At 49.0% G+C, this 22,486-nt stretch carries 24 protein-coding genes; 9 read left to right on the top strand and 15 right to left on the bottom strand.

The genetic code is table 11. The features are described 5' to 3' along the window. The 10 genes from VIN66_RS08230 to murJ all read right to left on the bottom strand — a co-directional run. Positions 1 to 188 (bottom strand): PilW family protein (locus tag VIN66_RS08230; RefSeq protein WP_414709881.1); only part of this gene is annotated, 188 nt, incomplete at its 3' end. 37 nt (positions 189 to 225) lie between these two features. Beyond that, positions 226 to 771 carry a type IV pilus modification protein PilV gene (gene pilV, locus VIN66_RS08235; RefSeq protein WP_331923525.1) on the bottom strand — a complete coding sequence of 182 codons (546 nt, stop codon included), beginning with the start codon at positions 769 to 771 and terminating at the stop codon, positions 226 to 228. Between the two features lie 111 nt (positions 772 to 882). Then, entirely contained in the window at positions 883 to 1,593 is a 711-nt protein-coding gene (locus tag VIN66_RS08240) for a LytTR family DNA-binding domain-containing protein (RefSeq protein ID WP_331923526.1), read from the bottom strand. Continuing rightward, the gene (locus VIN66_RS08245) at positions 1,590 to 2,624 is read right to left on the bottom strand and encodes a sensor histidine kinase (RefSeq protein ID WP_331923527.1); all 1,035 of its coding nucleotides are present in this window, start codon (positions 2,622 to 2,624) and stop codon (positions 1,590 to 1,592) included. The genes VIN66_RS08240 and VIN66_RS08245 overlap by 4 nt, the downstream gene beginning before the upstream one ends. 76 nt (positions 2,625 to 2,700) lie before the next feature. After that, positions 2,701 to 3,630, bottom strand: coding sequence for a 4-hydroxy-3-methylbut-2-enyl diphosphate reductase (gene ispH / locus VIN66_RS08250; protein ID WP_331923528.1), 930 nt, complete (start codon positions 3,628 to 3,630; stop codon positions 2,701 to 2,703). 3 nt (positions 3,631 to 3,633) lie between these two features. After that, positions 3,634 to 4,071, bottom strand: a complete 438-nt coding sequence (fkpB, locus tag VIN66_RS08255; RefSeq protein WP_331923529.1) for an FKBP-type peptidyl-prolyl cis-trans isomerase — start codon at positions 4,069 to 4,071, stop codon at positions 3,634 to 3,636. Beyond that, positions 4,068 to 4,556 carry a signal peptidase II gene (gene lspA, locus VIN66_RS08260; RefSeq protein ID WP_331923531.1) on the bottom strand — a complete coding sequence of 163 codons (489 nt, stop codon included), beginning with the start codon at positions 4,554 to 4,556 and terminating at the stop codon, positions 4,068 to 4,070. Before lspA ends, fkpB begins: the two co-directional genes overlap by 4 nt. Further along, positions 4,556 to 7,384 carry an isoleucine--tRNA ligase gene (gene ileS, locus VIN66_RS08265; RefSeq protein ID WP_331923532.1) on the bottom strand — a complete coding sequence of 943 codons (2,829 nt, stop codon included), beginning with the start codon at positions 7,382 to 7,384 and terminating at the stop codon, positions 4,556 to 4,558. The genes lspA and ileS overlap by 1 nt, the downstream gene beginning before the upstream one ends. Further along, positions 7,381 to 8,352 carry a bifunctional riboflavin kinase/FAD synthetase gene (gene ribF / locus VIN66_RS08270; protein ID WP_331923533.1) on the bottom strand — a complete coding sequence of 324 codons (972 nt, stop codon included), beginning with the start codon at positions 8,350 to 8,352 and terminating at the stop codon, positions 7,381 to 7,383. The genes ileS and ribF overlap by 4 nt, the downstream gene beginning before the upstream one ends. 50 nt (positions 8,353 to 8,402) lie before the next feature. After that, the gene (gene murJ / locus VIN66_RS08275) at positions 8,403 to 9,977 is read right to left on the bottom strand and encodes a murein biosynthesis integral membrane protein MurJ (protein WP_331923534.1); all 1,575 of its coding nucleotides are present in this window, start codon (positions 9,975 to 9,977) and stop codon (positions 8,403 to 8,405) included. 175 nt (positions 9,978 to 10,152) lie between these two features. Between murJ and rpsT the strand changes: the two genes are divergently transcribed. Next, positions 10,153 to 10,422 carry a 30S ribosomal protein S20 gene (rpsT, locus tag VIN66_RS08280; RefSeq protein ID WP_040551604.1) on the top strand — a complete coding sequence of 90 codons (270 nt, stop codon included), beginning with the start codon at positions 10,153 to 10,155 and terminating at the stop codon, positions 10,420 to 10,422. Positions 10,423 to 10,475: 53 nt separating this feature from the next. Here the strand turns inward: rpsT and VIN66_RS08285 are convergent, their stop codons facing one another. Together VIN66_RS08285 and VIN66_RS08290 are read right to left on the bottom strand one after the other, a co-directional pair. Beyond that, a complete protein-coding gene (locus VIN66_RS08285; RefSeq protein WP_331923535.1) occupies positions 10,476 to 10,763 on the bottom strand; it encodes a metalloregulator ArsR/SmtB family transcription factor in 288 nt (95 codons plus the stop codon). A gap of 135 nt (positions 10,764 to 10,898) precedes the next feature. Beyond that, positions 10,899 to 11,270, bottom strand: coding sequence for a response regulator (locus VIN66_RS08290; RefSeq protein WP_331923536.1), 372 nt, complete (start codon positions 11,268 to 11,270; stop codon positions 10,899 to 10,901). Between the two features lie 130 nt (positions 11,271 to 11,400). Here VIN66_RS08290 and VIN66_RS08295 point away from each other — a divergent pair, with 130 nt between their 5' ends. After that, complete coding sequence (locus VIN66_RS08295; protein ID WP_331923537.1) at positions 11,401 to 12,732, top strand: M20/M25/M40 family metallo-hydrolase; 1,332 nt, start codon at positions 11,401 to 11,403, stop codon at positions 12,730 to 12,732. A gap of 1 nt (position 12,733) precedes the next feature. On the opposite strand, the gene VIN66_RS08300 is transcribed toward VIN66_RS08295, so the two are convergent. After that, the gene (locus tag VIN66_RS08300; RefSeq protein ID WP_331923538.1) at positions 12,734 to 13,138 is read right to left on the bottom strand and encodes a hypothetical protein; all 405 of its coding nucleotides are present in this window, start codon (positions 13,136 to 13,138) and stop codon (positions 12,734 to 12,736) included. Positions 13,139 to 13,344: 206 nt separating this feature from the next. Between VIN66_RS08300 and VIN66_RS08305 the strand changes: the two genes are divergently transcribed. Beyond that, on the top strand, positions 13,345 to 13,632 hold the full coding sequence (locus tag VIN66_RS08305; RefSeq protein ID WP_331923539.1) for a hypothetical protein: 288 nt from the start codon (positions 13,345 to 13,347) through the stop codon (positions 13,630 to 13,632). Positions 13,633 to 13,705: 73 nt separating this feature from the next. Beyond that, positions 13,706 to 14,284 (top strand): DNA endonuclease SmrA, encoded by a 579-nt coding sequence (gene smrA, locus VIN66_RS08310; RefSeq protein ID WP_331923540.1) that lies wholly within the window; start codon positions 13,706 to 13,708, stop codon positions 14,282 to 14,284. Positions 14,285 to 14,584: 300 nt separating this feature from the next. Here smrA and VIN66_RS08315 read toward each other — a convergent pair whose 3' ends face one another. Both VIN66_RS08315 and VIN66_RS08320 read right to left on the bottom strand, forming a co-directional pair. Further along, positions 14,585 to 15,172 carry a GNAT family N-acetyltransferase gene (locus VIN66_RS08315; RefSeq protein WP_331923541.1) on the bottom strand — a complete coding sequence of 196 codons (588 nt, stop codon included), beginning with the start codon at positions 15,170 to 15,172 and terminating at the stop codon, positions 14,585 to 14,587. Position 15,173: 1 nt separating this feature from the next. Next, entirely contained in the window at positions 15,174 to 16,094 is a 921-nt protein-coding gene (locus tag VIN66_RS08320) for a glyoxylate/hydroxypyruvate reductase A (protein ID WP_331923542.1), read from the bottom strand. Between the two features lie 89 nt (positions 16,095 to 16,183). Here VIN66_RS08320 and VIN66_RS08325 point away from each other — a divergent pair, with 89 nt between their 5' ends. From VIN66_RS08325 to VIN66_RS08345, 5 genes are all read left to right on the top strand, one after another. Continuing rightward, the gene (locus VIN66_RS08325; protein ID WP_331923543.1) at positions 16,184 to 16,969 is read left to right on the top strand and encodes a UDP-2,3-diacylglucosamine diphosphatase; all 786 of its coding nucleotides are present in this window, start codon (positions 16,184 to 16,186) and stop codon (positions 16,967 to 16,969) included. Between the two features lie 92 nt (positions 16,970 to 17,061). Then, a complete protein-coding gene (locus tag VIN66_RS08330) occupies positions 17,062 to 18,768 on the top strand; it encodes a lysophospholipid acyltransferase family protein (protein WP_331923544.1) in 1,707 nt (568 codons plus the stop codon). Between the two features lie 178 nt (positions 18,769 to 18,946). After that, positions 18,947 to 20,350 carry a DUF3300 domain-containing protein gene (locus VIN66_RS08335; RefSeq protein ID WP_331923545.1) on the top strand — a complete coding sequence of 468 codons (1,404 nt, stop codon included), beginning with the start codon at positions 18,947 to 18,949 and terminating at the stop codon, positions 20,348 to 20,350. 131 nt (positions 20,351 to 20,481) lie between these two features. After that, positions 20,482 to 21,180 carry an OmpW/AlkL family protein gene (locus VIN66_RS08340; protein WP_331923546.1) on the top strand — a complete coding sequence of 233 codons (699 nt, stop codon included), beginning with the start codon at positions 20,482 to 20,484 and terminating at the stop codon, positions 21,178 to 21,180. A gap of 96 nt (positions 21,181 to 21,276) precedes the next feature. Next, positions 21,277 to 22,486 (top strand): acetyl-CoA hydrolase/transferase family protein (locus VIN66_RS08345; RefSeq protein ID WP_331923547.1); only part of this gene is annotated, 1,210 nt, incomplete at its 3' end.

Raw genomic sequence — 22,486 nt, forward strand, 5'->3', positions numbered from 1 at the left:
ATACCTTTAAAACCTGCAAGTTGAATATCTGCGGTTAGCAAAGACAGTGCCATTCGACCATTTTGCTGCATCTCCGACAAAGCAACAGTTTCAACAGTCGTAGTACGCATTGCCAAATAAGCCACCGTTATACCACCAAGCAGAAAAATTCCGATCACCATGGATATAATCAATTCCATCAGTGTCATACCGGCTTGCTTTATGTATTGCATCTTGTGGTTCACCCTATCGCCATATAAATGTCGTGACGACAACCTGCCGTCTCTCGTCACTTTCTTCGCCGCAATCATTCTCTCCTGTTGCTGCAGCGGCATCACGTATAGCCTCTCTGCCTAACCAAGAGACTGTTACGGTTAAATTACCGTCATTATTGAAATTTACGCAACCTGTTGCATTTGAGATACCACCAACATTACCATCGTTGAATAAGACATCAGCCCCAATCAGACGTTGGTCCCATTCAAACCTGTCATTAAGAGCAATTTGGGCCGGTGCGCAATTGGCGCCTTGAGTTTGGCATCGGGGATTTGGAGCAGCAATATCTCCGGCACCATAGTTAACACCATTATAGCTAGCAGCTTCTGAACTATTGGCGCGAACCCTATCGATAATATCGTTTGCCATCGCCAATGCCTGAGCACGCTGAGTTGCATCAAAACTATTACGTTTCGCAACAGCTTGCATAGCAACAGTACCTATGATGCCCGTCGCTAATACTAAGAATGCTATGAGTACTTCAATAAATGAAAAACCTTGCTGTTTATTCAGCATAACGTTACAACCCTTAAACATAATCCTGTTCTCACTGCACTAACATAATGCAGTCAGACAGTAAAACAAGATCTATAACGACAAACGGTTAAATCATCTGACAAGCGGTGGTTATCGTGGAAGGATAAGATGCTTAATGCGTGACGCCTCTCTCCGGCTAACATCAAGATCTGTGTTACAATCTTTCAAACGTACATAATATTTGCCGTCTGGTTGCTGAATAAAGCAATCGAAGTATTGCCAATTAATTAACGTGTTGCGATGTATACGTTCAAGCTTACCCGCATATTTCCGCTCCAGCTGTTGCAAACTAGTCTCTAATAATGCGGTTCCACCTGCAAAAACAGCTTTAACGTATTTATCTTCAGCTGAAAAATAATACACTTTAGAAACATCTACTTGTCGCGTTACTCCACCAATTTGGTAACTCAACTTCTGAGCAACAAGACCTTTCTGATGGGCCTTCGTGTGAACGCCTGCTTTACTTAGCGCCAGCCTTAGCTTCTCTGTATCAACAGGTTTTAACAAGTAATCAACCGGCGAAACTGAATATGCATCCAATGCATGCTCAGGATGTGCAGTTACCAGAATAACTTCCGGAGGTGGAGAAAGTGCCCGTAAATCTGCGGCAAGCCTCAATCCGTTTTGTCCAGGCATTTGAATATCGAGCAATACAATATCTACCTGTTGTTGCCGGACCACTTTCATCGCTTGGTTTGCGTCTGCAGCCTCTGCGATCAGGGTGTAGCCGTCGATACTACTGAGCAAGCGTTTTAATCGGCTGCGGGCCAACATCTCATCATCAACAATGAGCACATTCACGCTGCACCTCCAGCTGTATTAAAAGGAAGCACTAACTTCGCTCTGAATTGCTGTCCGACGCGCGCACATACCAAGCTCGCGCTGTCATCAAACATTAAAGCCAGCCTTTGCTTCACATTATCCAGCGCAATACCATGGCCTTTGCTAAGCACTTCCCCGGGTAAGACAGGATTAACAATCAACAATACGACTTGTCTTGTATGAATGGTGAGTGAAACATCTATTTCGCCACCAGAGGGTAATGGCTCTATACCATGCCGGATAGCGTTTTCCAGCAGCGGCTGTATTAATAAGGCAGGTACACTAATGTTGGGAATATTCTCTGACACAGACCAATTGATCCGCAAACGCTCTCCAAGCCGCCATTGTTCCAGAGCAATATATTGGCTGGCAAGTTTCAGTTCTTCATTAAGAGAGCTGTTGCTACCAGCATGCAGAGCCGCCCGGAACAGTGCAGACAAGTCCAATAATGCTTGCTCTGCAGCCTTCGCATCATGTTGTGTGAGCTCTGCTACTGTATTGAGACTATTAAACAGAAAATGCGGCTGGATCCGGGCCTGAAGGGCGATCAGCTCAGCTTTGGCATGTGCCGTAATGCGCTGATGTCGTTCCGTGTGCAACATGAAAAATTGGATCGCCATCAGCCCAATAATCAACGCAATTAACAAGTTCTGTAAAACAAATTGTGTAAACGGCAGCGGACTCTCCCATAAACTATCGGCAATAATCCAGTAAGAAGAAACACTGATGGCAAAGGTGACAGACATTAGTATGGCTATCACTGCGATTCCGAGACTCACCGCAGATAGGCGGTTCAGATAATGACGAAAAAAACACAGTAATGCAGAGGTTGTAAGCATTATCCATTGAACAAAAAGAGACACGAACCCAAGACGCAGCCAGGGGTCATTAGCTGCGCCAGGTGCAAATGCCAGTACTATTGCAACAGCCTGTGCTAAAACCAAAGCTCGTAATATTACTGGTCCCTTACAAAATGCAGGAAGCAGGATAGTGCTGGTCAAAGCAGCCATAAGTTACAATGTAATAAATTTAAATGCTAAGACTATACATTAAAGCCCGTGTTTTTACCTACAGTTGATGACATCGTCAACGCAGCTCTGCCGGTATAGCAAACACCACATTTTCTTCACGTCCGGGGTTTTCACTTACCGTCTTACCACCCCATTGCTGTAATTGCTTAACTACCTGTTGCACCAGCACTTCAGGTGCTGAAGCGCCGGCGGTTACACCAACAGCCCGCACACCATCTAACCAGGCTTGCTGAATATCAGCAGCAGTGTCGATAAGATAAGCGGTGCAGCCCATTTTATCGGCCAGTTCGCGCAAACGGTTTGAATTACTGCTGTTCTTCGCCCCCACCACCAGCAGTAAATCAGCTTTAGCGGCTAAGTCACGCACTGCATCCTGACGATTTTGTGTCGCATAACAAATGTCATCTTTGCGCGGCCCTTCAATGTCAGGAAACCGCGAACGCAGAGCATCTATAACATCAGCGGTGTCATCTACCGATAATGTCGTCTGGCTGCTAAAACACAACTGAGCCGGATTTTTAACACTAAGCGTTGCAACATCTTCTGCCGATTCAACCAGATAAATGCCACCTTCTGGATTATCATACTGGCCCATAGTGCCTTCCACCTCGGGATGACCGGCGTGACCTATCAGAATACACTCTATGCCTTTGCGGCTGGCACGGGTAACTTCCATATGCACTTTGGTGACCAGTGGGCAGGTTGCGTCAAATACCTTTAAACCGCGCTGACGGGCATTTTCACGTACAGCCTGCGATACACCATGAGCACTGAAAATAACAATGTTGCCATCCGGCACTTCGTTTAGCTCATCAACGAATACCGCACCGCGTCGGCGCAGGCCGTCGACCACAAATTTGTTATGCACCACTTCGTGACGGACATAAATAGGCGGTTCGTACAGCTCCAGCGCACGCTCAACAATGCTGATAGCCCGGTCGACACCGGCACAAAAGCCACGCGGATTCGCGAGTAAAATATCCATAAGTCAGCTTACCTGTACAATTTCAACGCTGAATGTCAGTGTTTGCCCGGCCAGCGGGTGATTAAAATCTATTGTTACCGACTCGCCTACCACTTCACGCACCAACCCCGGCATTTCTGAGCCATCAGGCATGGTAAACCCGATGATCATGCCCGCTTTCGCCGGCGCATCGGCAGAAAACTTGCTGCGGTCAACATAATAAATATTGTCCGGGTTTGGCATGCCATAAGCGTCTTCCGGCGCAAGGGTAAAGGTTTTCTTATCGCCGGCTTTAAGCCCGGTTAACTGCGCCTCAAATGCCGCAGAAATACTGCCATCACCCATTTGCAGCTTGGCGGGTTTATTGTGCACTCTGGTACTTTCCGCCGCACTGCCGTCAGACAACTTTATATCAAAGTGAAAAATTACGGTGCTGTTGCCAGCAATTACTGCTTCTGTCACTTTTTCACCTCATTGCTACTAAAACTGTCCCAGATTAACAGCGCGGCACCGATGCAAATCGCAGAGTCAGCGATGTTAAATGCCGGGTAATGCCAGTTCTGGTAATACAGATGCAGAAAGTCGATAACGTAACCGTAAATACTGCGATCAATAAGATTACCAACTGCACCAGCCAGCACCAGCGCCAGCGCCAGATTCAGCTTTTGCTGTGTTTTATGATTACGCGCCAGCCATACCGCCAGCACCACACTTATCGCCACTGCAATCAGAGTAAAAAACCATCGCTGCCAACCGCCGGCGTCACTTAAAAAAGAGAACGCCGCGCCATAGTTACGTACATAAGTCAGATTAAATACCGGCAGCAGTTCGATAGAATCGAACAGCTGCATATTGGCAATCACCACCTGCTTCGTCAGTTGATCGACCACTAACACCAATGCAATCAGCCACCACAGGCGCCAGCCACTTTCTTTAAACAACATCATTATGCAAATACCCGTTGCTCGCCTTCACCATCGACATTGGTTACACAGCGCAGGCACAAATCAGCATGGGCAGCATTAGCGCCAACGTCATGCCGGTGATGCCAGCAGCGGCTGCATTTAGCCGCTGTTGATGCCTGAACCTGCACCTGTAAACCTGGCAGCTCGGTTGCTACGGCATCAGTTGGTGCAGCATCAGTACTGACCTGAGCCGTTGACGTGATCAGCACGAAACGCAGTTCATCACCCAGTTTGGCTAGATCACTGGCCAGTGCAGCAGAAGCGTATAATGTCACCTCAGCCTGCAAAGAGGCGCCGATTTTGTCTTCGCGCCGCGACGCTTCCAGTACTTTATTTACTTCATCCCGTACCTGTAATAACTGCTGCCAGAAGTTGTCGTCAAACTTACCGCCGGTTAAACCGTTAAAACCAGCATACCAAACACCGGTAAAGACAAATTCATCGCGTGCACCTGGCAACTCCTGCCAGATTTCCTGCGCGGTAAAGCTCATGATAGGGGCAATCCAACGCACCATCGCTTCAGCAATGTGGTAAAGCGCCGTCTGGCATGACCGGCGTGCAATACTGTTCGTGTTAGCGGTGTACTGGCGATCTTTAATCACATCCAGGTAAAAACTGCCAAGCTCAACGGTACAGAAGTTCATCAACTTCTGGCTGACCTGATGGAACTGGTAATTATCGTACGCTTCGACAATTTCCTGCTGCAGTTTGGCAGCGCGGTTCACCACCCATAAATCCAGCTCAACCATCTGCTCAAACGGCACCGCATCGGTTGCCGGGTTAAAGCCGTTCAGGTTTGCCAGCAGGAAGCGGGCGGTGTTGCGGATGCGGCGATACTTGTCAGCGGCACGGTTTAAGATTTCATCAGACACGGTCATTTCTGATGTGTAGTCAGTTGTCGCTACCCACAAACGCAGAATATCAGCACCGAGCTTGTTCATCACATCCTGCGGTGATACCACGTTGCCAAGCGATTTGGACATCTTGCGGCCATCACCATCAACGGTAAAGCCGTGGGTCAGCACCTGTTTGTAAGGCGCTTTATGTTTAATACTGACACCTGTCATCAAAGACGACATAAACCAGCCCCGATGCTGATCTGAGCCTTCAAGGTATAAGTCGGCCTGATCTGCGCCGCCAAACTCTGGCCGCACATCGACAACGCAAGCGTGAGTTACGCCTGAATCAAACCAGACATCCAGCGTATCACTGACCTTAACGTACTGCTTAGCATCATCACCCAGCAGGGTTGCCGCATCTAAGTCAAACCAGGCCTGAATACCCTCTTTTTCAACCAGCTGCGCCACTTTTTCCATCAGCTCAGCCGTATCAGGGTGCAATGCACTGGTGTCTTTGTCGACAAACAGTGCTATCGGTACACCCCAGGTACGCTGACGTGAAATACACCAGTCTGGCCGGCCGGCGACCATTTTTTCAATGCGTTGCTGACCCCAATCCGGGATCCAGCGTGTCTGGTCAATCTGCTGCAAAGAAGTGCCGCGCAGGCCCTGTTGTTCCATACTGATAAACCACTGCGGTGTGGCGCGGAAAATAATCGGCGTTTTATGCCGCCAGCAGTGTGGATAACTGTGCTTGTAAGCTTTGTGTACTAACAAAGCACCAGCGTTTTGCAGCGCTTCTACCACGCTGTCATTGGCTTTAAATACATGCTGCCCGGCAAACAAAGGCGTATCCGGTAAGTAAACACCATTGGCGCCTACCGGGTTTGCCACTTCAAGGTTGTATAGTTTGCCTACGACAAAGTCTTCCTGGCCGTGGCCAGGCGCGGTATGCACACAACCGGTACCGGATTCAGTCGTAACGTGCTCACCCATAATCAGCGGCACATTAAAGTCATACAGCGGGTGTTTTACCTGCACCAGTTCAAGTGCTGCGCCTTTGGTAAAGCCAAGGGCATGGTAATGTTCGATGCCGGCACGTGCCATCACATCTTTTACCAGATCCGTCGCTACTATCAGCCGCTCTGCGCCTGACGGCCCCTGCTCTACCTGTACCAGGCTGTAATCAAGCTTGGCATTTAATGCCACAGCGCGGTTAGCCGGGATGGTCCAGGGTGTTGTCGTCCAAATCACCACAGATACTTTGCCATGACCGCGTTTACCTTCAGGATGATCAAAACGATCAACTGCTGACTCATCCACCAGCTCAAAACGCACATCAATCGCCGGTGATACCTTGTCCTGATATTCTACTTCAGCTTCAGCCAGCGCAGAGCCACAATCGGTACACCAATGCACTGGTTTAAAGCCTTGCTGTAAATGGCCGTTACCGATAATTTTGCTCAGCGAGCGGATAATGTTGGCCTCAAAGGCGTAATCCATAGTGCGGTATGGGTTCTGCCAATCGGCAAGCACACCCAAACGGATAAAATCGGTGCGCTGTGCATCAATTTGTGTTGCCGCATATTCGCGGCACTTTTGTCTGAATTCTGCTGCAGTCAGTTTAGTACCCGGTTTACCGTACTTTTTCTCAACCACCAGCTCTATTGGCAAGCCATGGCAGTCCCAGCCCGGTACATAAGGCGCATCAAAATCGTCCAGCGTTTTGGCTTTAACGATAATATCTTTCAGAATTTTGTTAACTGCATGCCCGATATGAATATTGCCGTTCGCGTAAGGAGGGCCGTCATGCAGAATAAAGGTTTTCTTACCTTTTTTTGCTGCACGGATCTTGCCGTACAGATCGGCTTCTGTCCATTTGGCCAGCATTTGCGGCTCGCGCTGCGCCAGGTTGGCGCGCATCGCGAAGGCCGTTTCCGGCAAATTCAGGGTATGCTTGTAGTCGCTCATCCGTTATGTTCCGTCTTATCAATAGTGGCATGGGTGGCTGTTGCCCCCTGCTGAAAAAATGTTTTTGCTGCTGTCACATCAGCTGCAATTTGTTGTTGTAACTCGGCCAGACTGGCGAAGCGCTGCTCGCTGCGCAGCTTATGCTGCAATAACACCTCAATCTGACTACCGTATAAATCACCTTTAAAATCAAACAAGTGAGCTTCCAGTTGCTGACGCTGCCCTTGTACCGTTGGTCTGTTGCCAATATTAGCTACGCCCTGAAAGCTGCCAAATACCGTGTTCGCGCTAATCGCGTAAACACCGGCAACCGGCAGCTTACGCCGGTATAAAAACACATTCGCGGTCGGGAACCCAAGATCCCGGCCTAACTTTCTGCCGTGGCGTACCCTGCCAGTGAGGGCAAAAGGCCGCCCCAGCATCTCTGCAGCCAGAGTCAAATTGTCATCGGCCAGTGCCTGGCGGATCAAGGTGCTGCTAATACGCTGCTGCCCCAGTAATAAACTCGATGTGCTGCAAAGCCCAAACTGGTGCTGTTCAGCTGCCAGTGCCAGCAGTTCAAAACTGCCGCTGCGGTTTTTACCAAAGCGAAAATCATCACCGACGATCAGCTGCTCTACACCCAACTGTTTTAGCAGCAACTGCTGAATAAACTGCTCGGGAGCCTGGGCAGCAAAATCTGGTGTAAAGTGCACACATAGCAACCGGTCTATACCAAGCCCAGCCAGCGCTACGTATTTTTCCCGGAACCGGCTTAAACGTGCCGGCGCCGCGTCACCGGCAAACAGCTCCAGCGGCTGTGGTTCAAACAACATAACACAGGAAGGCAGCTGCATTTGCCTGGCAATAGCGACAACCCTGGCCAGCACGGCCTGATGCCCAAGATGCACACCATCAAAATTGCCGATTGTCAGCACACAACCCCGGTGACGGGACTGAATATTATGTAAGCCGCGAATTAACTCCATGCCTGCTGTTTTTGCCCTCTGGTTACAAACCGCGCATTATAACCACTTAATTAATTGCTTTCAGCAACAGAATTGGCCTTAAAATGCGCCAGCCTGACACCCAACAGCCATAACAGCGCAAAATATCCCGCAACAGCCGACACACACAGCAGGCTAAGCCGCCATACCTGATGACTAAACCCCAACTGCACCCAGCTATTAAGTGTGGGTGTTTGCCAGTACAGCAAAGCCGCCATCACACTGCTGGCAATAACAAGTTTGGCTAAAAACCACAGCGTCGTCTTTGTTAGTTGGTACACACCGGTCGCTTTTAAACCACGGTACAGTAAAAAGGCATTTAAGCTGGCCGACATCGCGGTAGCCAGTGCCAGACCAACATAGCTTAAAAACGGCGCCAACATCAGGTTAAAAGCCATATTCGCCACCATTGCAATAATCCCGATACGCACCGGCGTTTTAATGTCCTGCCGGGCATAGTATCCCGGTGCCAGCACTTTAATCAGCATATAACTGAGCAGACCCGTGCTGTATGCAATTAAGCTATAGGACACCATCAATACATCGTGCTGACTAAATTCCCCCCGCATAAACAACAGCGCGACTATCGGCTGAGACAACACCATCAGGCCGGCCATAGCGGGTATGCCGAACAACGCTACAAAACGCAAAGACCAGTCCAGTGTCTGGCTAAAACGTACCGTATTTTCACTGGCATGATGACGTGACAGGTTTGGCAAAATGACTGTGGCGATAGCAATGCCAAATAGCCCAAGCGGAAATTCAATTAAACGGTCAGAATAATACAACCAGCTGACCGCGCCGGTCAGTAAGAAAGAAGCAATGACGGTATCAAGCAGTAAATTAATCTGGCTGACTGACACACCAAATAACGCCGGAAGCATTAACTTTCGGATCTTCACCACGTTGTCATCACGCCAGCCCCATTTAGGCCATACCAGCAAACCCGCTTTGGCCAGAAACGGCAACTGAAACAGCAGTTGTACCACGCCGCCAATAAACACGCCCCAAGCCAGCGCCAGTGCAGGCTCCTGCAGTGTCGGTGCCATATATACCGCGCATAAAATCATCGTGATATTCAAAAATACCGGTGTAAATGCCGCTACGGCGAAACGGTTATAGGTATTTAATACTGCGCCTGACAATGCAACCAGGCTGATAAACCATAAGTAAGGAAAGGTAATTTTCAGCATCAGGCTGGCCATTTCAAACTTGTGTGCATCCGGGCCATCGTTTAACCATTCAACAAACCAGCCCATACCAAACAGCATCGCGACCAAAGGCGACGCAATAACACCAAACAGGGTCACCAGCGTAACGACCACACCTAAACTGCCGGTAACTCTGGCGAGCAATAACCGCACCGCATCATCGCCATGTTTGGCTTTGACTTCTGCCAGTACGGGGACAAAGGCCTGCGAAAATGCCCCTTCAGCAAACAGGCGGCGCAGAAAATTGGGAATGCGGTTGGCAAAAAAGAATACATCCGCCGCCGCACCGGCACCGACAAAGTTGGCAACAACTACGTCACGTACCAAACCCAGCACGCGCGAAATTAACGTCATAAAGCTGACAATAAGACCCGATTTTAATAACTTTGCCGACACGACCACTTCCTTCTGTAAGCCAGCGGCTATTTTGCCCCGTTAGCGCGGCAGATTACCAGTAGTGCGACAGATTAAAATCTGCGACTTTCCCGTTAAAGCATTTGACAACGGGCCATTAAATAGGCATATTATGCGGCCTTTGATGGGTCCGGTTTAGTTTTTTAGGAGTGTTACCTTGGCTAACATTAAGTCTGCTAAGAAGCGCGCAATTCAATCAGAAAAACGTCGTCAGCAAAATGCTTCACAACGTTCTATGATGCGTACTTTCATTAAGAAAACCTACGCAGCGGTATTAACTGCTGACGTAACTGCTTCTACTGAAGCATTCAAGAAAATGGTGCCTGTTCTGGATCGTATGGCCGCTAAAGGTCTGATCCACAAGAACAAAGCAGCACGTCATAAAGCTCGTTTAAATGCTCATGTTAAAGCATTAAGCGCAGCTTAAGACACAGTTCCAACAAAAAAGCCGGCTGATGCCGGCTTTTTTGTTGCTGTTATTTACTTATCATCCGAGCAATACAGTTTATGCAGTAATGCAATCAACGCTTCTGCTTCTTTACTATTAAGGCTGTAATACACCGTTTGCGCAGCTTTACGGGTTTTCACCAATTTATGCTGACGTAACAGCGCCAGATGCTGCGACAATGCAGACTGACTTAATTCCAGCTTCTCATTCATTTCGCCAACAGATAATTCCCCGTCTAACAAATGGCAGAGGATCAATAGCCGTCGCTCATTGGATACCGCTTTTAACAATTTCACTGCCTTGGCGGAATTCTTCAGCATATCCTGTAAATTCATTGCACCTAACTCTATCTGACTGATGGCTTCAATATTACCGACTCAGCTATAAAGCGACAATAAAATGATTGTTATTTAACAAAGAATAACGATTTTTGCGATAACAGGGATAAAAGCAGCTTAATGCAACAAGGGTCTGACCAGACTATTGATACGATTAGCGGTAAAAGGCTTCATGACAAAAGCACGGGCACCGTTTTCAACCGCCTGCTTCAGATTCTCCACACTGGAAAACGCCGACACCATAAATACAACAGTATGCTGTTGCTGCAGCTTAATGTGTTTTAGTAACTGATGACCATTTATATCGGGTAAATGAATATCCAGAAACACCAGTTGTGGTTGATGGTGGCCGAATAACTGCAAAGCACTGTGCCCGTCAGCTGCTTCGTATACTGAGGTAATTCCCAGCTGTTGCAATATCTGACTGATATAGCTGCGCACCGCGGCAACATCGTCAACAACTAATGCACTAAGAGGTGCTGTTGGCATAAACGCGTCCTTAACTGCCTGAATTCGCTCCGTCTGACGATTTATCATTTCTGTCTGCTGACGCTGTGGAGCCAGCATAAAAAATGGTACAGTCCTGGGTACTGTATCAATAGCGGGATAAAATGAAAAGATGAAATTATGGCTAACAATTACCGCCGCGGCGTTAAGCTTCGGTGCAGCAGCGAATAACCTGACATTTAACGACACCCTGGCCTATCAGCTGACAGAGTCACTGACCGTCGAAGTCGGCCAGCGTCTGGCGGGCAGCGAAGCCGATGCCAGAGCTGTGGCCTGGGCAGAGCGTACCTTTAAACAACTTGGCTATGATAAAGTCTGGACAGAACCTTTTACCATGCAGTATTGGGAGCGCGGTCAGGCCAGCCTTACCGTCAGCGAGCCATTCCGGCAGAATCTGGTGGTAACAGCTTTAGGCGGTTCTGTGGCCACACCTTTTGACGGTATTAATGCTCAGGTAGCCATGTTTGACAGTCTGGAGCAGCTAAAAACCGCAGATCCTGCTCTGGTAAAAGACAAAATTGTCTTTATCAATAAGAGTATGGAAAAGGATAAACTGGGCAGCTTTTATGGCTCTGTTGTCGGAGCCAGGGCGCAAGGTGCAGTCGAAGCCGCAAAGCTGGGCGCTAAAGCCATTATTATTCGTTCTGTCGGCACCAGTATCAACCGCTTTGCCCACACCGGCATTATGCGCTACAGCGATGATGTAGCCAGGATCCCGGCAGCAGCAGTGTCAGTGCCCGATGCTCAGCAACTGGCCAGAATGCTTGAGCGCCAGCCAGAGCTGACATTGCAGTTACAAATGCAGAATAAATTGCCAGGAGAAGTCACCAGTCATAATGTGATTGCAGAAATTACCGGCAGTAAATACCCTGATGAGATCGTGCTGATCGGTGCTCATCTGGACTCATGGGATGAAGGTACGGGTGCATTAGATGATGGTGCAGGTGTCGGCCTGGTGATGGCGACCGCAGCATTATTAAAACAGCAGGCCCGGCCACAACGTACAATAAGAGTGGTGCTGTTCGGAAACGAAGAAGGCGGCCTGGTCGGTGCCCGGGCTTATGCCGCCAAACATGCTGGCAACCTGAATAAACATGTTTTTGCCTCAGAATCAGACTTTGGTGCTGGTCGAATCTGGCGCCTTGATACGGGTTTCGGCAAAGAATCACTGGCATTTGCCAACTCTTTGCAGCAAAAGCTGGCAGGCTATGGTGTAGAAGCAGGAAGTAACACGGCCTCCGGCGGCCCTGACGTATCAGTGCTAAAAGCTCAGGGTGTGCCGGTTGTCAGTCTGCAACAAGATGGTACAGACTATTTTGACTATCACCACACCCCCAACGATACGCTGGATAAAATTGACCCGGCAGCGCTGCAGCAAAACCTGCAGGTATGGCTACACACAGTGTCAGCTGTTGCAAACAGCCGGATCGATTTAAGAAAGTAGTTCAGGCTCTTGAACGCAGCGGCTTAACTTTAACAGGTAAAGACCGCTGATGTTTGCGATAGCTGCTGCGCAGCAACCACAGCTGTACACCAATCACCAGCAAAATCATGGCAAAAGGATAAAAGTAAACATTATCACTGCCAGTGAACAACATTACCGCCAGCATAAAGTAGCTAAAAGGCAACAGTTCATATAACCAAAACGGCAGAACACCACCATATTTTTCTCTGGCGTTTTTTATATCTGAACGCCTGTTGTCAGAGCGCAACACCCACACAACAGCTCCAGCTGCTGCCATCAGCGCCCCCGCAGCAAACGCCAATACAGAATCAAAACTCACCATCACACCAACCCCGGCGCTCACATAAGCATAAGGTAAAACTTCATATACTTTTTCCGGCCACATAACATCTTCCTTCCCTGTTCAGTTGCCGTTAAGTATAGAACACGTTTTTACAATTGTAATTACAGCGCAAAAGTTCATTAAATAAACTAATCCCAGAGAAGCAAAATTACTCAGTTGAGTACGCCGTAAAGGCACAGCATAATGCGCAAAAATTATGCTCCCACCATAATCAGTATTAACGTCAGGTCAATATTCAGGAAAGTATCATGGAACATCTTGTGTTCGACATCATTAGCTGGATAGGCTTAACAATCTGTATTGGGGCGTTTTTTATCAAAGACGTATTCTGGTTACGTTTGGCAACCCTGGTTGGCTGCAGCCTGTTATTTGTTTACTACAGCCATATCGCCATTCCACAAGGCGTCATATCTAATTTATTAGTATTATTAATCAATGCTTACTATTTAATTCGTTTTGCTAAAGCCCGCAAAGCAGAGAAAGCTCAACAACATACTGTTGCTCCACATAACACTCTGACAACCCTGCCCGAGTAAGCCAGCCACAGCTACTTTTGTCACACTAACGGGCAGGTTATAATTGCCATCCCCGAAGACAAGAGAGCGCAGTATGCAAGACGATGACCTAGATTTATTTCTGCAGGAAATGTCGGGCGTAAAACCTTTGTCGCAGGATGAGGTACTACCAGAGCACGGCGAATTTAATCCGACATTGGCACAGCAAGCCCGGCGCAAAGCAGCTGAGCAGGAAATGGAGTACGATCCGAATTATCTCAGCATGGAATACGTTGATCTGGTAAAACCGGATGAGCCCTTTACCTATAAAAAAGACGGTGTCCAGGATGGTGTATATCGTAACCTTCGTCTGGGTAAGTACCAGTTAGATGCTACATTAAACCTGCTGGGCAAAAGCCTGACAGATGCCCGGCGTGAATTGTTCTTCTTTATCGAAGACTGCCACAAACGTGGTATTCGTACCCTACTTATCCAACATGGCATGGGGCGTAACAGTAAACCGCATCCGGCCATACTACGCAGCTATGTATTTAAATGGCTGCCACAGATGGCAACCGTGCTGGCATGTAACACTGCGCAAAAACAACACGGCGGTTATTCTGCAACTTATGTATTGCTGCAAAAAAATGCGGAGCAAAAGCGGGAAAACCGTGAGCGGCATAGAAAAGCTTAAGTCTTGATAAGTATCAGGGGGGCAATAGCCCCCCTGAGTCTCAGTCATTCCGTTTGACTATATTCAGTTTCCGCTATCCGCATATCAGGCAGACAGCTTCGGCTTTGGTCAAAAATGCCGATAACGCCATTAAACAAACAACAATGGCGATTGCGGTAAAGCCAAAACCACGACTGGACGCTTTACTCATAACTAACCTCAGTAACACATTTTTTTATTTTAATTAGCAGCTTGGCTTAAGTTTCCTTAAACCGTCACTGAGTGTAGTTAAGTTGTAACAAAGTTACAATAACTGTGAATTTAACCAGTATTTTCAAGGTGATACGACAGCGCTGAATAGACGAAATCCTGCGCCAGCAAACGACTGTCATTCAGCTGTGGTACAGCTTCATTTGCCACTTCAATATGGGTTAGTACAAAACCTGCCTGCTGGTAATTTTTCAGCGCCGACGGATGATCTTCTGAACAGGTATGCAGCCAGATCTTACGGCCTTGCCACTTAGCCGCTAACATAATTGCCGCACGGGCCAAAGGCAGCCCCAACCCCTGACCAATAAATTGTGGCAGCAGACCAAAAAATTTTATTTCTACACTGTCATCGTCATGTTTCAGCAGTTCGATATACCCTGCCGGTGTCCCCTTTACCCACAGTAGCCATGTCCTTACCTGTTGTTGTGTCAGATAGTTCAGCCACTGCTGATAGTTCCAGCCCAAACGGCTGAACCAGCGCCAGCGCCCGCCTACCGCTCTGAACATAAACTGGCTAAGTTCAGGGCAAGCCACTTCAGCTTCAACCAGCTGTACTTGTTCTGGCCATTCGACTTGCGTTGGTGTTTCACCTTCGTACTGCAAGAACCAGGTTGTCACTTCTGTCAGGTGCTCGGCCAATTTAGTATCCCCTTTTGAGATCAACCGGATTTAAAAGTGCTTCGCCGCGCTGGCTACGACGGTAGTTTTCTGCAATCTGTTGCACAACAGTGCTGACATTTGTCACGGCAGAAACATGCGGCGTTATCAAAATGGCTGGATGTAACCAAAACGGATGCCCGGCCAGTAACGGTTCCTGCCGGAAAACATCGAGGCAGGCCGCCTGTAGCTGCCCACTATCAAGCGCCGTTACCAGTGCTGTGTCGTCGACAATAGCGCCGCGGGCAACATTGATAAAAATAGTGTTTGCTTTTACCTGATTAAAAAATGTCTCATCAAGCAGGTCTTCTGTTTCTGCAGTTAGCGGCAGCAAACAGATCACAACATCAGCTTCAGCGACTGCCAGCGCCAGTTCAGCCTGGCCGCTATAGCAGTGCACGCCTGGCAGGCGCTTTGCCGTTCTCGCCCAGCCGCTGACATGATAGCCTGCAGCCGAAAAGTGCTGGGCGGCAGCGCCACCCAACTCTCCAAGCCCCAGCACACAAATACTGCTTATTTGCCGCGGGCTCTTGGGCTTCCATAGCTGCTGTCGTTGCTGGCTACTGAACTGATCCAGCCTTAACCGGTAGTGGCTTAACACACCGTCCAGATAACGCACCATAGTGTCGGTAAGGCTATTGTCGACTATCCTGGCTATCGGCAGTGCAGGCAGGGTAGGATCTGCCAGTATTGCATCAACCCCGGCACCAAAGCACTGAATAGCTTTCAGGTTCGGCAGCTGCGCCAAACTACCGGAAGGCTGTTTCCACACCACAGCAAACTCAACCTCATCAGCTGAGCTAATATCAGGCCAGATTTCAATGCGGGTATCAGGCAGTGCCTGCGTCAGGCGCTGCTGTAAGTCGTCAAGTTTACGATCGGGGATTATCAGGGCAAGGCTCATAGGTCACCAAAGCTTCAAAAAATCGTCACACCAATGACACAGCAACTACCGATGCTGGCTGGCGTCCAAAGATAACATGGTACCGACTGATGCTGAACTGCCGCACCATCTTTTTATCTGACGTTCACCTGGGCTGCAAAGATTGTCAGGCCGACTATTTGCTGAGTTTTCTTGAGCAAAGCCAGGCGGGCAAAATTTATCTGCTGGGCGACATTGTTGACCTGTGGGCCATGCGTAAACAGGTGCATTGGAAACTCAGTCAGAACAAAGTCGTGCGTTGCCTGCTGGATAAAGCCGAGCAAGGTGTCGAAGTGGTGTATATTCCCGGTAACCATGATGAAGCGATGCGGCTCTATGCCGGCAAAAGCTTTGGCAATATTCGTATTGCGCTGCGGGAAAGCCACACCACAGCTCAGGGCAAAAAGTTATTACTGTTGCACGGTGACGAATTTGATAAAGAAGTTAACTTTGGTCGTCTGCATGCCTGGCTCGGCGATAACCTGTACGATTTGCTGTTATTTTTAAACCGCTGGTATAACCGCCTGCGCCGCTTCACCGGTGGTGGTTATTTCAGCCTCGCCGCTTACATTAAAAGCCGTGTCCCCGGCGCGCAAAAAGCGATAGCACGCTACCGTGAGGCCGCGGTAGCCAAAGCCAAACGCGCTGGTTTTGACGGCGTAGTCTGTGGCCACATTCATCACCCGGAAATCCGCCTGGAACAAGGCATTATTTACTGTAATGACGGCGACTGGATAGACAGCTGCACCGCTCTGATTGAACAGCATGATGGCAGCCTGGCGCTGTATCACTGGACAGAGCAGGCAGCAAAAATTGCAGCTCTGCCTTTGGCGGCCAGTGATAAAAAGGTTGCCTGAAATTTCAGCAAACTGCCATAAAACCGACACCTGACTGTCATACAAGCCGATTAGCCTGAGCGCAGCCTATTGCAGTGCCAGCGGAGCTAATTATGATCAGTGTTGAACAGGTTCTTTCGCAAAATCTTCCGGGACTTACCGCCAAACCCTGGCTGTATAAGCCAGTTAAGGGCGCACTGCGTCGCCTGCTGCATGAGCAGGACTTTATCGACTTCGCACAGCGTTATCCGCACCTGCAGGGGCTTGAGTTTGTCGAGCAGGTACTGGATTACTTTAACTTTCGCTACTCGGTACGCGACAACGAAATTGAACGTATCCCGACAACGGGCCGCATAGTGATCATCGCTAATCACCCTATAGGCTCACTTGATGGTCTGGCACTGCTAAAACTGGTCAGTGATATCCGCTCTGATGTAAAAGTGGTTGCCAATCAGCTGTTAATGGCACTAAAGCCACTACATAACCTATTGCTGCCGGTCAATAACATGAGTGGCGGCACTGAACGGCGGGCACTGGACAATATTCAGCAACATCTGGCTAATGAAGGCGCACTGATCCTGTTCCCGTCCGGCGAGGTGTCGAGGTTACGCCCTGAGGGGATCCGCGACGGCAAATGGCATAGCGGCTTTTTACGCTTTGCCTCTAATGCTAAAGCCCCCATCCTGCCGATTTACATTGATGGCCGTAACTCTGCACTTTTTTATGGTGCATCTATGCTGTACAAGCCGCTGGCAACTATGCTGCTAGTGCAGGAAATGTTTAAACAGCAACGCAAAAAACTGGAAATGCGGATTGGTGAACAAATTCCGTATGAAGCTTTCGCTAACCTGGCACTGGAAACACAAGCCAAGGTAAAACTGTTCAAAAAACATCTATACCGGCTACCTAAAGATAAAGCACCTTTGTTCAGTACTCAAAGCGCCATTGCGCACCCGGAAGACCGTATCGTCCTGAAAAAAGCAGTAGAAAACTGCGAACTGCTGGGCGAAACCGCAGATGGCAAGCAAATTTACCTGTACCAGCATCAACAAAGCTCGCCGATACTGCGTGAAATTGGCCGCTTACGTGAGTTTGCGTTTCGTGCTGTTGGCGAAGGCAGCGGCTTGCGCCGTGATATTGACCGCTTTGACAGCCACTACGAGCAACTGATTCTGTGGGATAAAGATGACCTTGAAATTGTCGGCGCTTACCGTTTCGCCAATACCCGTAAGATACTGGCCGAGCATGGCGCTGCCGGGCTTTATACTGCCTCGCTGTTTCAGTTTGACAACAGCATGCAACCCTATCTGGATGCAGGCCTGGAACTGGGACGCAGCTTTGTGCAGCCGCGTTACTGGGGCAAACGCAGCCTGGAATACCTATGGTATGGCATTGGCGCTTATTTAAAACGTAACCCGGATATTCGCTACCTGTTTGGTGGTGTCAGTTTGTCACACAGTTACCCGCAGGCAGCACGTGACCTGATGGTGTATTTTTACAGCCTTTACTTTAGTGATAACAGCTGTGCCGCCGTCTCTAAACAGCCTTATCAGTTACCACAGGCTATTTTAGCTGAACTGCAACAGCACTTTAGCGGCAATGATTACCTTGGCGACTTTACTCAGTTAAAACATTTGCTGGCAAACATGGGGGTCAGCGTACCGACACTGTATAAACAGTACAGTGAGCTGTGTGAGCCTGGTGGCGTGAAGTTTCTGGCCTTTGGCACCGACCCGGACTTCGCAAACTGTGTCGATGGCCTGGTATTGGTTGACATGACGATGCTAAAAGCCAGCAAAAGAGCACGTTATATTGATTAATCATAGTATCCAATAACTTAATTAAACCATAAGAACTGGCAGCTTTTGCTGCCAGTTCTTGCTTTGTAAAGGTTCAGTAAAGTTCAGTTTCGATTCAGCCCCGCCGCCCTATAAGCTATACACTGTATAAAAAGCCGTCAGAGCTGTAATATCTGGTGGTGAAACGGAGGATAGCAAGATGAAAAATCTGATGCTGCAAGTTGGCCGGTTGCTAAGTGCTGCCGTGCTGTTAATCGGCACAGCGACAACCGCGCTGGCAGAGGACGAAGCGCTGTCTCAGGCTGAGTTGGATCAGATGCTGGCGCCTGTTGCTCTGTACCCGGATACGGTGCTGACACATGTGTTGATTGCCGCCACCTATCCGCTTGAGATAGTACAGGCATCGCGCTGGGTAAAAGCTAACCCGGGTGTAACAGGTGAAGACGCTGTGCGCGCCGTCGAGAGTAAAAGCTGGGATCCCAGTGTCAAAGCACTGGTGGCCTTTCCGCAATTGCTTGAGCGTTTAAGTAATGATTTAGACTGGACAGAACAGCTGGGCGAAGCCTTTTTGGCCGATGAAACCCAGGTACTAGCCAGCATACAAACGCTACGGCAGAAGGCCTATGCCAATGGTTCACTGAATGATAATCAGCATGTAGTGGTTGAGCGTGAACGCGACATTATCGTAATTGAGCCAGCCCGCAAAGAAGTGGTATATGTACCGGTATATGATACACGAGTTGTATACGGCGACTGGTGGTGGCCGTCATACCCGCCGGTGTACTGGCATACCGCAGGTGTTTACTACCGTAACAGCCCGTTTTACTGGGGGATCAGTGTGAACGTAAGACCCTGGTTTTACTTTGGTATCTTTGACTGGCATCACCGCCATGTTGTGGTGCATCATCACTATTACCACAAGCCACCGCGCTACTACCCTAAACGCCATAAACATTATGTCGATGCCCGCCGCTGGCAGCACAATACCGAGCACCGCCATGGTGTGCATTATCGCCGTGAGCGTTTAAACCGTGAATACAATGCAGGCTACGGCTACCGCCAGCCAACACGAGAAAGCCAGGGCAAGGTTGTACATCAGCGTAAAGTGACATCTGACGTACGCGAACAGCATAATCAGTATCAACGCAAAACAGCAGAACAAGTACGATTACCAAACCGGCAGTGGCAAAGCGATGACAGAAATCCGCGTCAGCACAATGAGGCTTTGCGCCAGCAACGTGAGCAGCGGCTGCACACTACCGATATTCAGCGTAATGATCGGCAGCCACAGCAGGTTCAGCAGCAGCTGAAAGAGCAGCGTCAGTACAACCAGCAGCGCGAACGCTCAAATCAGGTTGTCAGCACTGAACAGTTGCGCCAGCGCCAGTCTCAGCCGCAACAACGGGCTGAGCGGCCGCAATACAAGGCAGAACCACAAAGCCAGGTGCAGCAAAACGCACGGCAATATCAGCAACCGGTGGCGCAACAACGTCAGCCACAACCGGTTCAAGCACAGCAGCGCCAGCCAGCACGTGAGTATCGTGCATCGACAAAAGAGAGCATGGTACAGCAGCGTGAACGGCCGGCCAGACATATCGAGTAAACGTCATTTTGTTGATATAAAACAAATTACGGGGCTGAAGTTATCGCAGCCCCGTTTTTTATTGATCCAGGCCAATATTCTTAACCCCCGAAAGCGGAAAATCACCTCAGACCTTATCTGTGGAGATTATTATGAAAACCGTTTTATCCGCGCTCACTCTGGCCACTCTGCTAGCCGCAGCCCCCGCTTCAGCCGAATTTGGTATTAACGTTGGTGCTATTACCGTTGCACCGGATGACAGCAGCAGCAATTTAAATGTGGTTGAGCAGGTTGCCGGTTTGCCCGCTGGCTCTACCGCTGTTGGGGTAAACAGCAATACTCAACTTGGCCTGACACTTGATTATAAGTTCACTCCTAACTGGTCAGTGCAACTGATTGCAGCTACGCCATTCAGTCACGATATTAATGTCAAAGGTTCAGCCATTGATGGTTTAAAAGTGGGCAGTACCAAACATCTGCCACCCACGCTGCTGGCACAATATCACTTTATGCCGCAACATCAGACTTTCGATCCTTTTATTGGTGTAGGTCTAAACTACACGGTATTCTTTGATGAGCAAATTGATGGCGAGCTGGAAGGTGCGCTTGACAGCCTGAACGTGACGGGTGCAAACGATGTCGTCGGCCTGAAGCTAAAAGATTCGTTTGGTCTGGCATTACAGGCAGGGGTAAACATCAAGTTCAACGACACCCTGGGCTTACACCTGATGATCAGTAAAATGGACATCGATACAAAGGGCCGGGTACAGGTTAACGGCAACACTATCCAGAGTGTTGATGTTGATATCGACCCTTATGTTGCAATGATTGGCTTGCGCTGGACCTTATAAGCCCAGTACTGAACCATCATTAAGACTAAAGGCGACTGCATCAAAGTCGCCTTTTTGTTTTACACTGCGAAACAGACAATATGAGCCCGGCAGGTTATGACAAAACAAATTGACAAACTGAACTGGCAACAGCTGTTAAAATCGGGCGACCGGATTTTTATCGGCTCCCATGCTGCCACGCCGACAGCCCTGATTGATAACCTGATAAGCAATGCCAGACAGCTACACGATATTGAAGTGGTGCAGGTGTACTCTCTGGCTGACAACAAATGGGCCGATGCCGAATACCAGCAGCTGTTTAAGGTTAACGCACTTTTTATTGGCGGCGACCAGGTGCGCCGGGCCGTGGCAGAAGGCCGCGCGGACTATACGCCATGCTTTATGTCTGACATCCCATCTTTGTTCAGTGACGGCATTATTCCGCTTGATGCGGCGTTAATTATGGTCAGCCCGGCCGATGAACATGGCTACCACTCGCTCGGCGTATCGGTAGATATCGTCTCGGCCGCCGCCAGAGCGGCGAAAAAAGTTATTGCTCAGGTTAACCCTTCAATGCCAATCACCTATGGTCAGGCGTTTATTCACCGCGACCAAATAAGCGCCTACTATTATGCCGAACAACCGCTGGTACAAATGCCACCAGTGAAGCTTGATGCCGTTACCGAGCGCATTGGCCAATATGTGTCGTTATTGGTAGAAGATGGCGCCACTATTCAGATTGGCGTTGGCAAAATGTGTGATGCCGTGCTGCGCTACCTTGGTAACCATAAAGACCTGGGGATCCACAGCGAAATGATCACCGATTCGATGATGGAGCTGATTAAAAAAGGCGTAGTAACCAACCGGAAAAAAACCTTTCACCCCGGTAAAACAGTGGCCAGCTTTTGTGTCGGCAGCAAAGCCTTATACGATTTTGTGCACTGCAACCCACACATGGGCTTTTATCCGAGTGAATATGTTAATTCGCCGGCCAACATTGCCCGTAACGATAATATGGTATCAATAAACAGCGCGATTGAAGTCGATTTAACCGGGCAAATCGTCTCGGACTCTATCGGCCACTTGTTTTACAGCGGTATCGGCGGTCAGGTCGATTTTAGCCGTGGCGCCTCTATGAGTAACGGCGGCAAACCCATCATTGCCCTGCCGAGTACCGCCAAAAACGGCACCGTATCGCGTATCGTCGCACATTTAAGCGAGGGCGCCGGTGTAGTTACCTCACGCGGTCATGTGCACTATGTGGTAACAGAGTTTGGCGTTGCCTCGCTGCGCGGTAAAAGTATCCGCGAGCGTGCACTGGAACTTA

It is taken from the genome of Rheinheimera sp. (assembly GCF_036568245.1).
Lineage (GTDB): Bacteria > Pseudomonadota > Gammaproteobacteria > Enterobacterales > Alteromonadaceae > Alishewanella.

Bases quoted from the DNA above. Each gene is read 5' to 3' on its own strand.
- VIN66_RS08290 (WP_331923536.1), bottom strand. From the start codon at position 11,270: ATGCCAACAGCACCTCTTAGTGCATTAGTTGTTGACGATGTTGCCGCG.
- ribF (WP_331923533.1), bottom strand. From the start codon at position 8,352: ATGGAGTTAATTCGCGGCTTACATAATATTCAGTCCCGTCACCGGGGT.
- VIN66_RS08300 (WP_331923538.1), bottom strand. From the start codon at position 13,138: ATGTGGCCGGAAAAAGTATATGAAGTTTTACCTTATGCTTATGTGAGC.
- smrA (WP_331923540.1), top strand. From the start codon at position 13,706: ATGCAAGACGATGACCTAGATTTATTTCTGCAGGAAATGTCGGGCGTA.
- VIN66_RS08325 (WP_331923543.1), top strand. From the start codon at position 16,184: ATGCTGAACTGCCGCACCATCTTTTTATCTGACGTTCACCTGGGCTGC.
- VIN66_RS08295 (WP_331923537.1), top strand. From the start codon at position 11,401: ATGAAATTATGGCTAACAATTACCGCCGCGGCGTTAAGCTTCGGTGCA.
- VIN66_RS08245 (WP_331923527.1), bottom strand. From the start codon at position 2,624: ATGGCTGCTTTGACCAGCACTATCCTGCTTCCTGCATTTTGTAAGGGA.
- pilV (WP_331923525.1), bottom strand. From the start codon at position 771: ATGCTGAATAAACAGCAAGGTTTTTCATTTATTGAAGTACTCATAGCA.
- ileS (WP_331923532.1), bottom strand. From the start codon at position 7,384: ATGAGCGACTACAAGCATACCCTGAATTTGCCGGAAACGGCCTTCGCG.
- VIN66_RS08305 (WP_331923539.1), top strand. From the start codon at position 13,345: ATGGAACATCTTGTGTTCGACATCATTAGCTGGATAGGCTTAACAATC.
- VIN66_RS08330 (WP_331923544.1), top strand. From the start codon at position 17,062: ATGATCAGTGTTGAACAGGTTCTTTCGCAAAATCTTCCGGGACTTACC.
- VIN66_RS08320 (WP_331923542.1), bottom strand. From the start codon at position 16,094: ATGAGCCTTGCCCTGATAATCCCCGATCGTAAACTTGACGACTTACAG.
- VIN66_RS08285 (WP_331923535.1), bottom strand. From the start codon at position 10,763: ATGCTGAAGAATTCCGCCAAGGCAGTGAAATTGTTAAAAGCGGTATCC.
- ispH (WP_331923528.1), bottom strand. From the start codon at position 3,630: ATGGATATTTTACTCGCGAATCCGCGTGGCTTTTGTGCCGGTGTCGAC.
- VIN66_RS08335 (WP_331923545.1), top strand. From the start codon at position 18,947: ATGAAAAATCTGATGCTGCAAGTTGGCCGGTTGCTAAGTGCTGCCGTG.
- lspA (WP_331923531.1), bottom strand. From the start codon at position 4,556: ATGATGTTGTTTAAAGAAAGTGGCTGGCGCCTGTGGTGGCTGATTGCA.
- VIN66_RS08340 (WP_331923546.1), top strand. From the start codon at position 20,482: ATGAAAACCGTTTTATCCGCGCTCACTCTGGCCACTCTGCTAGCCGCA.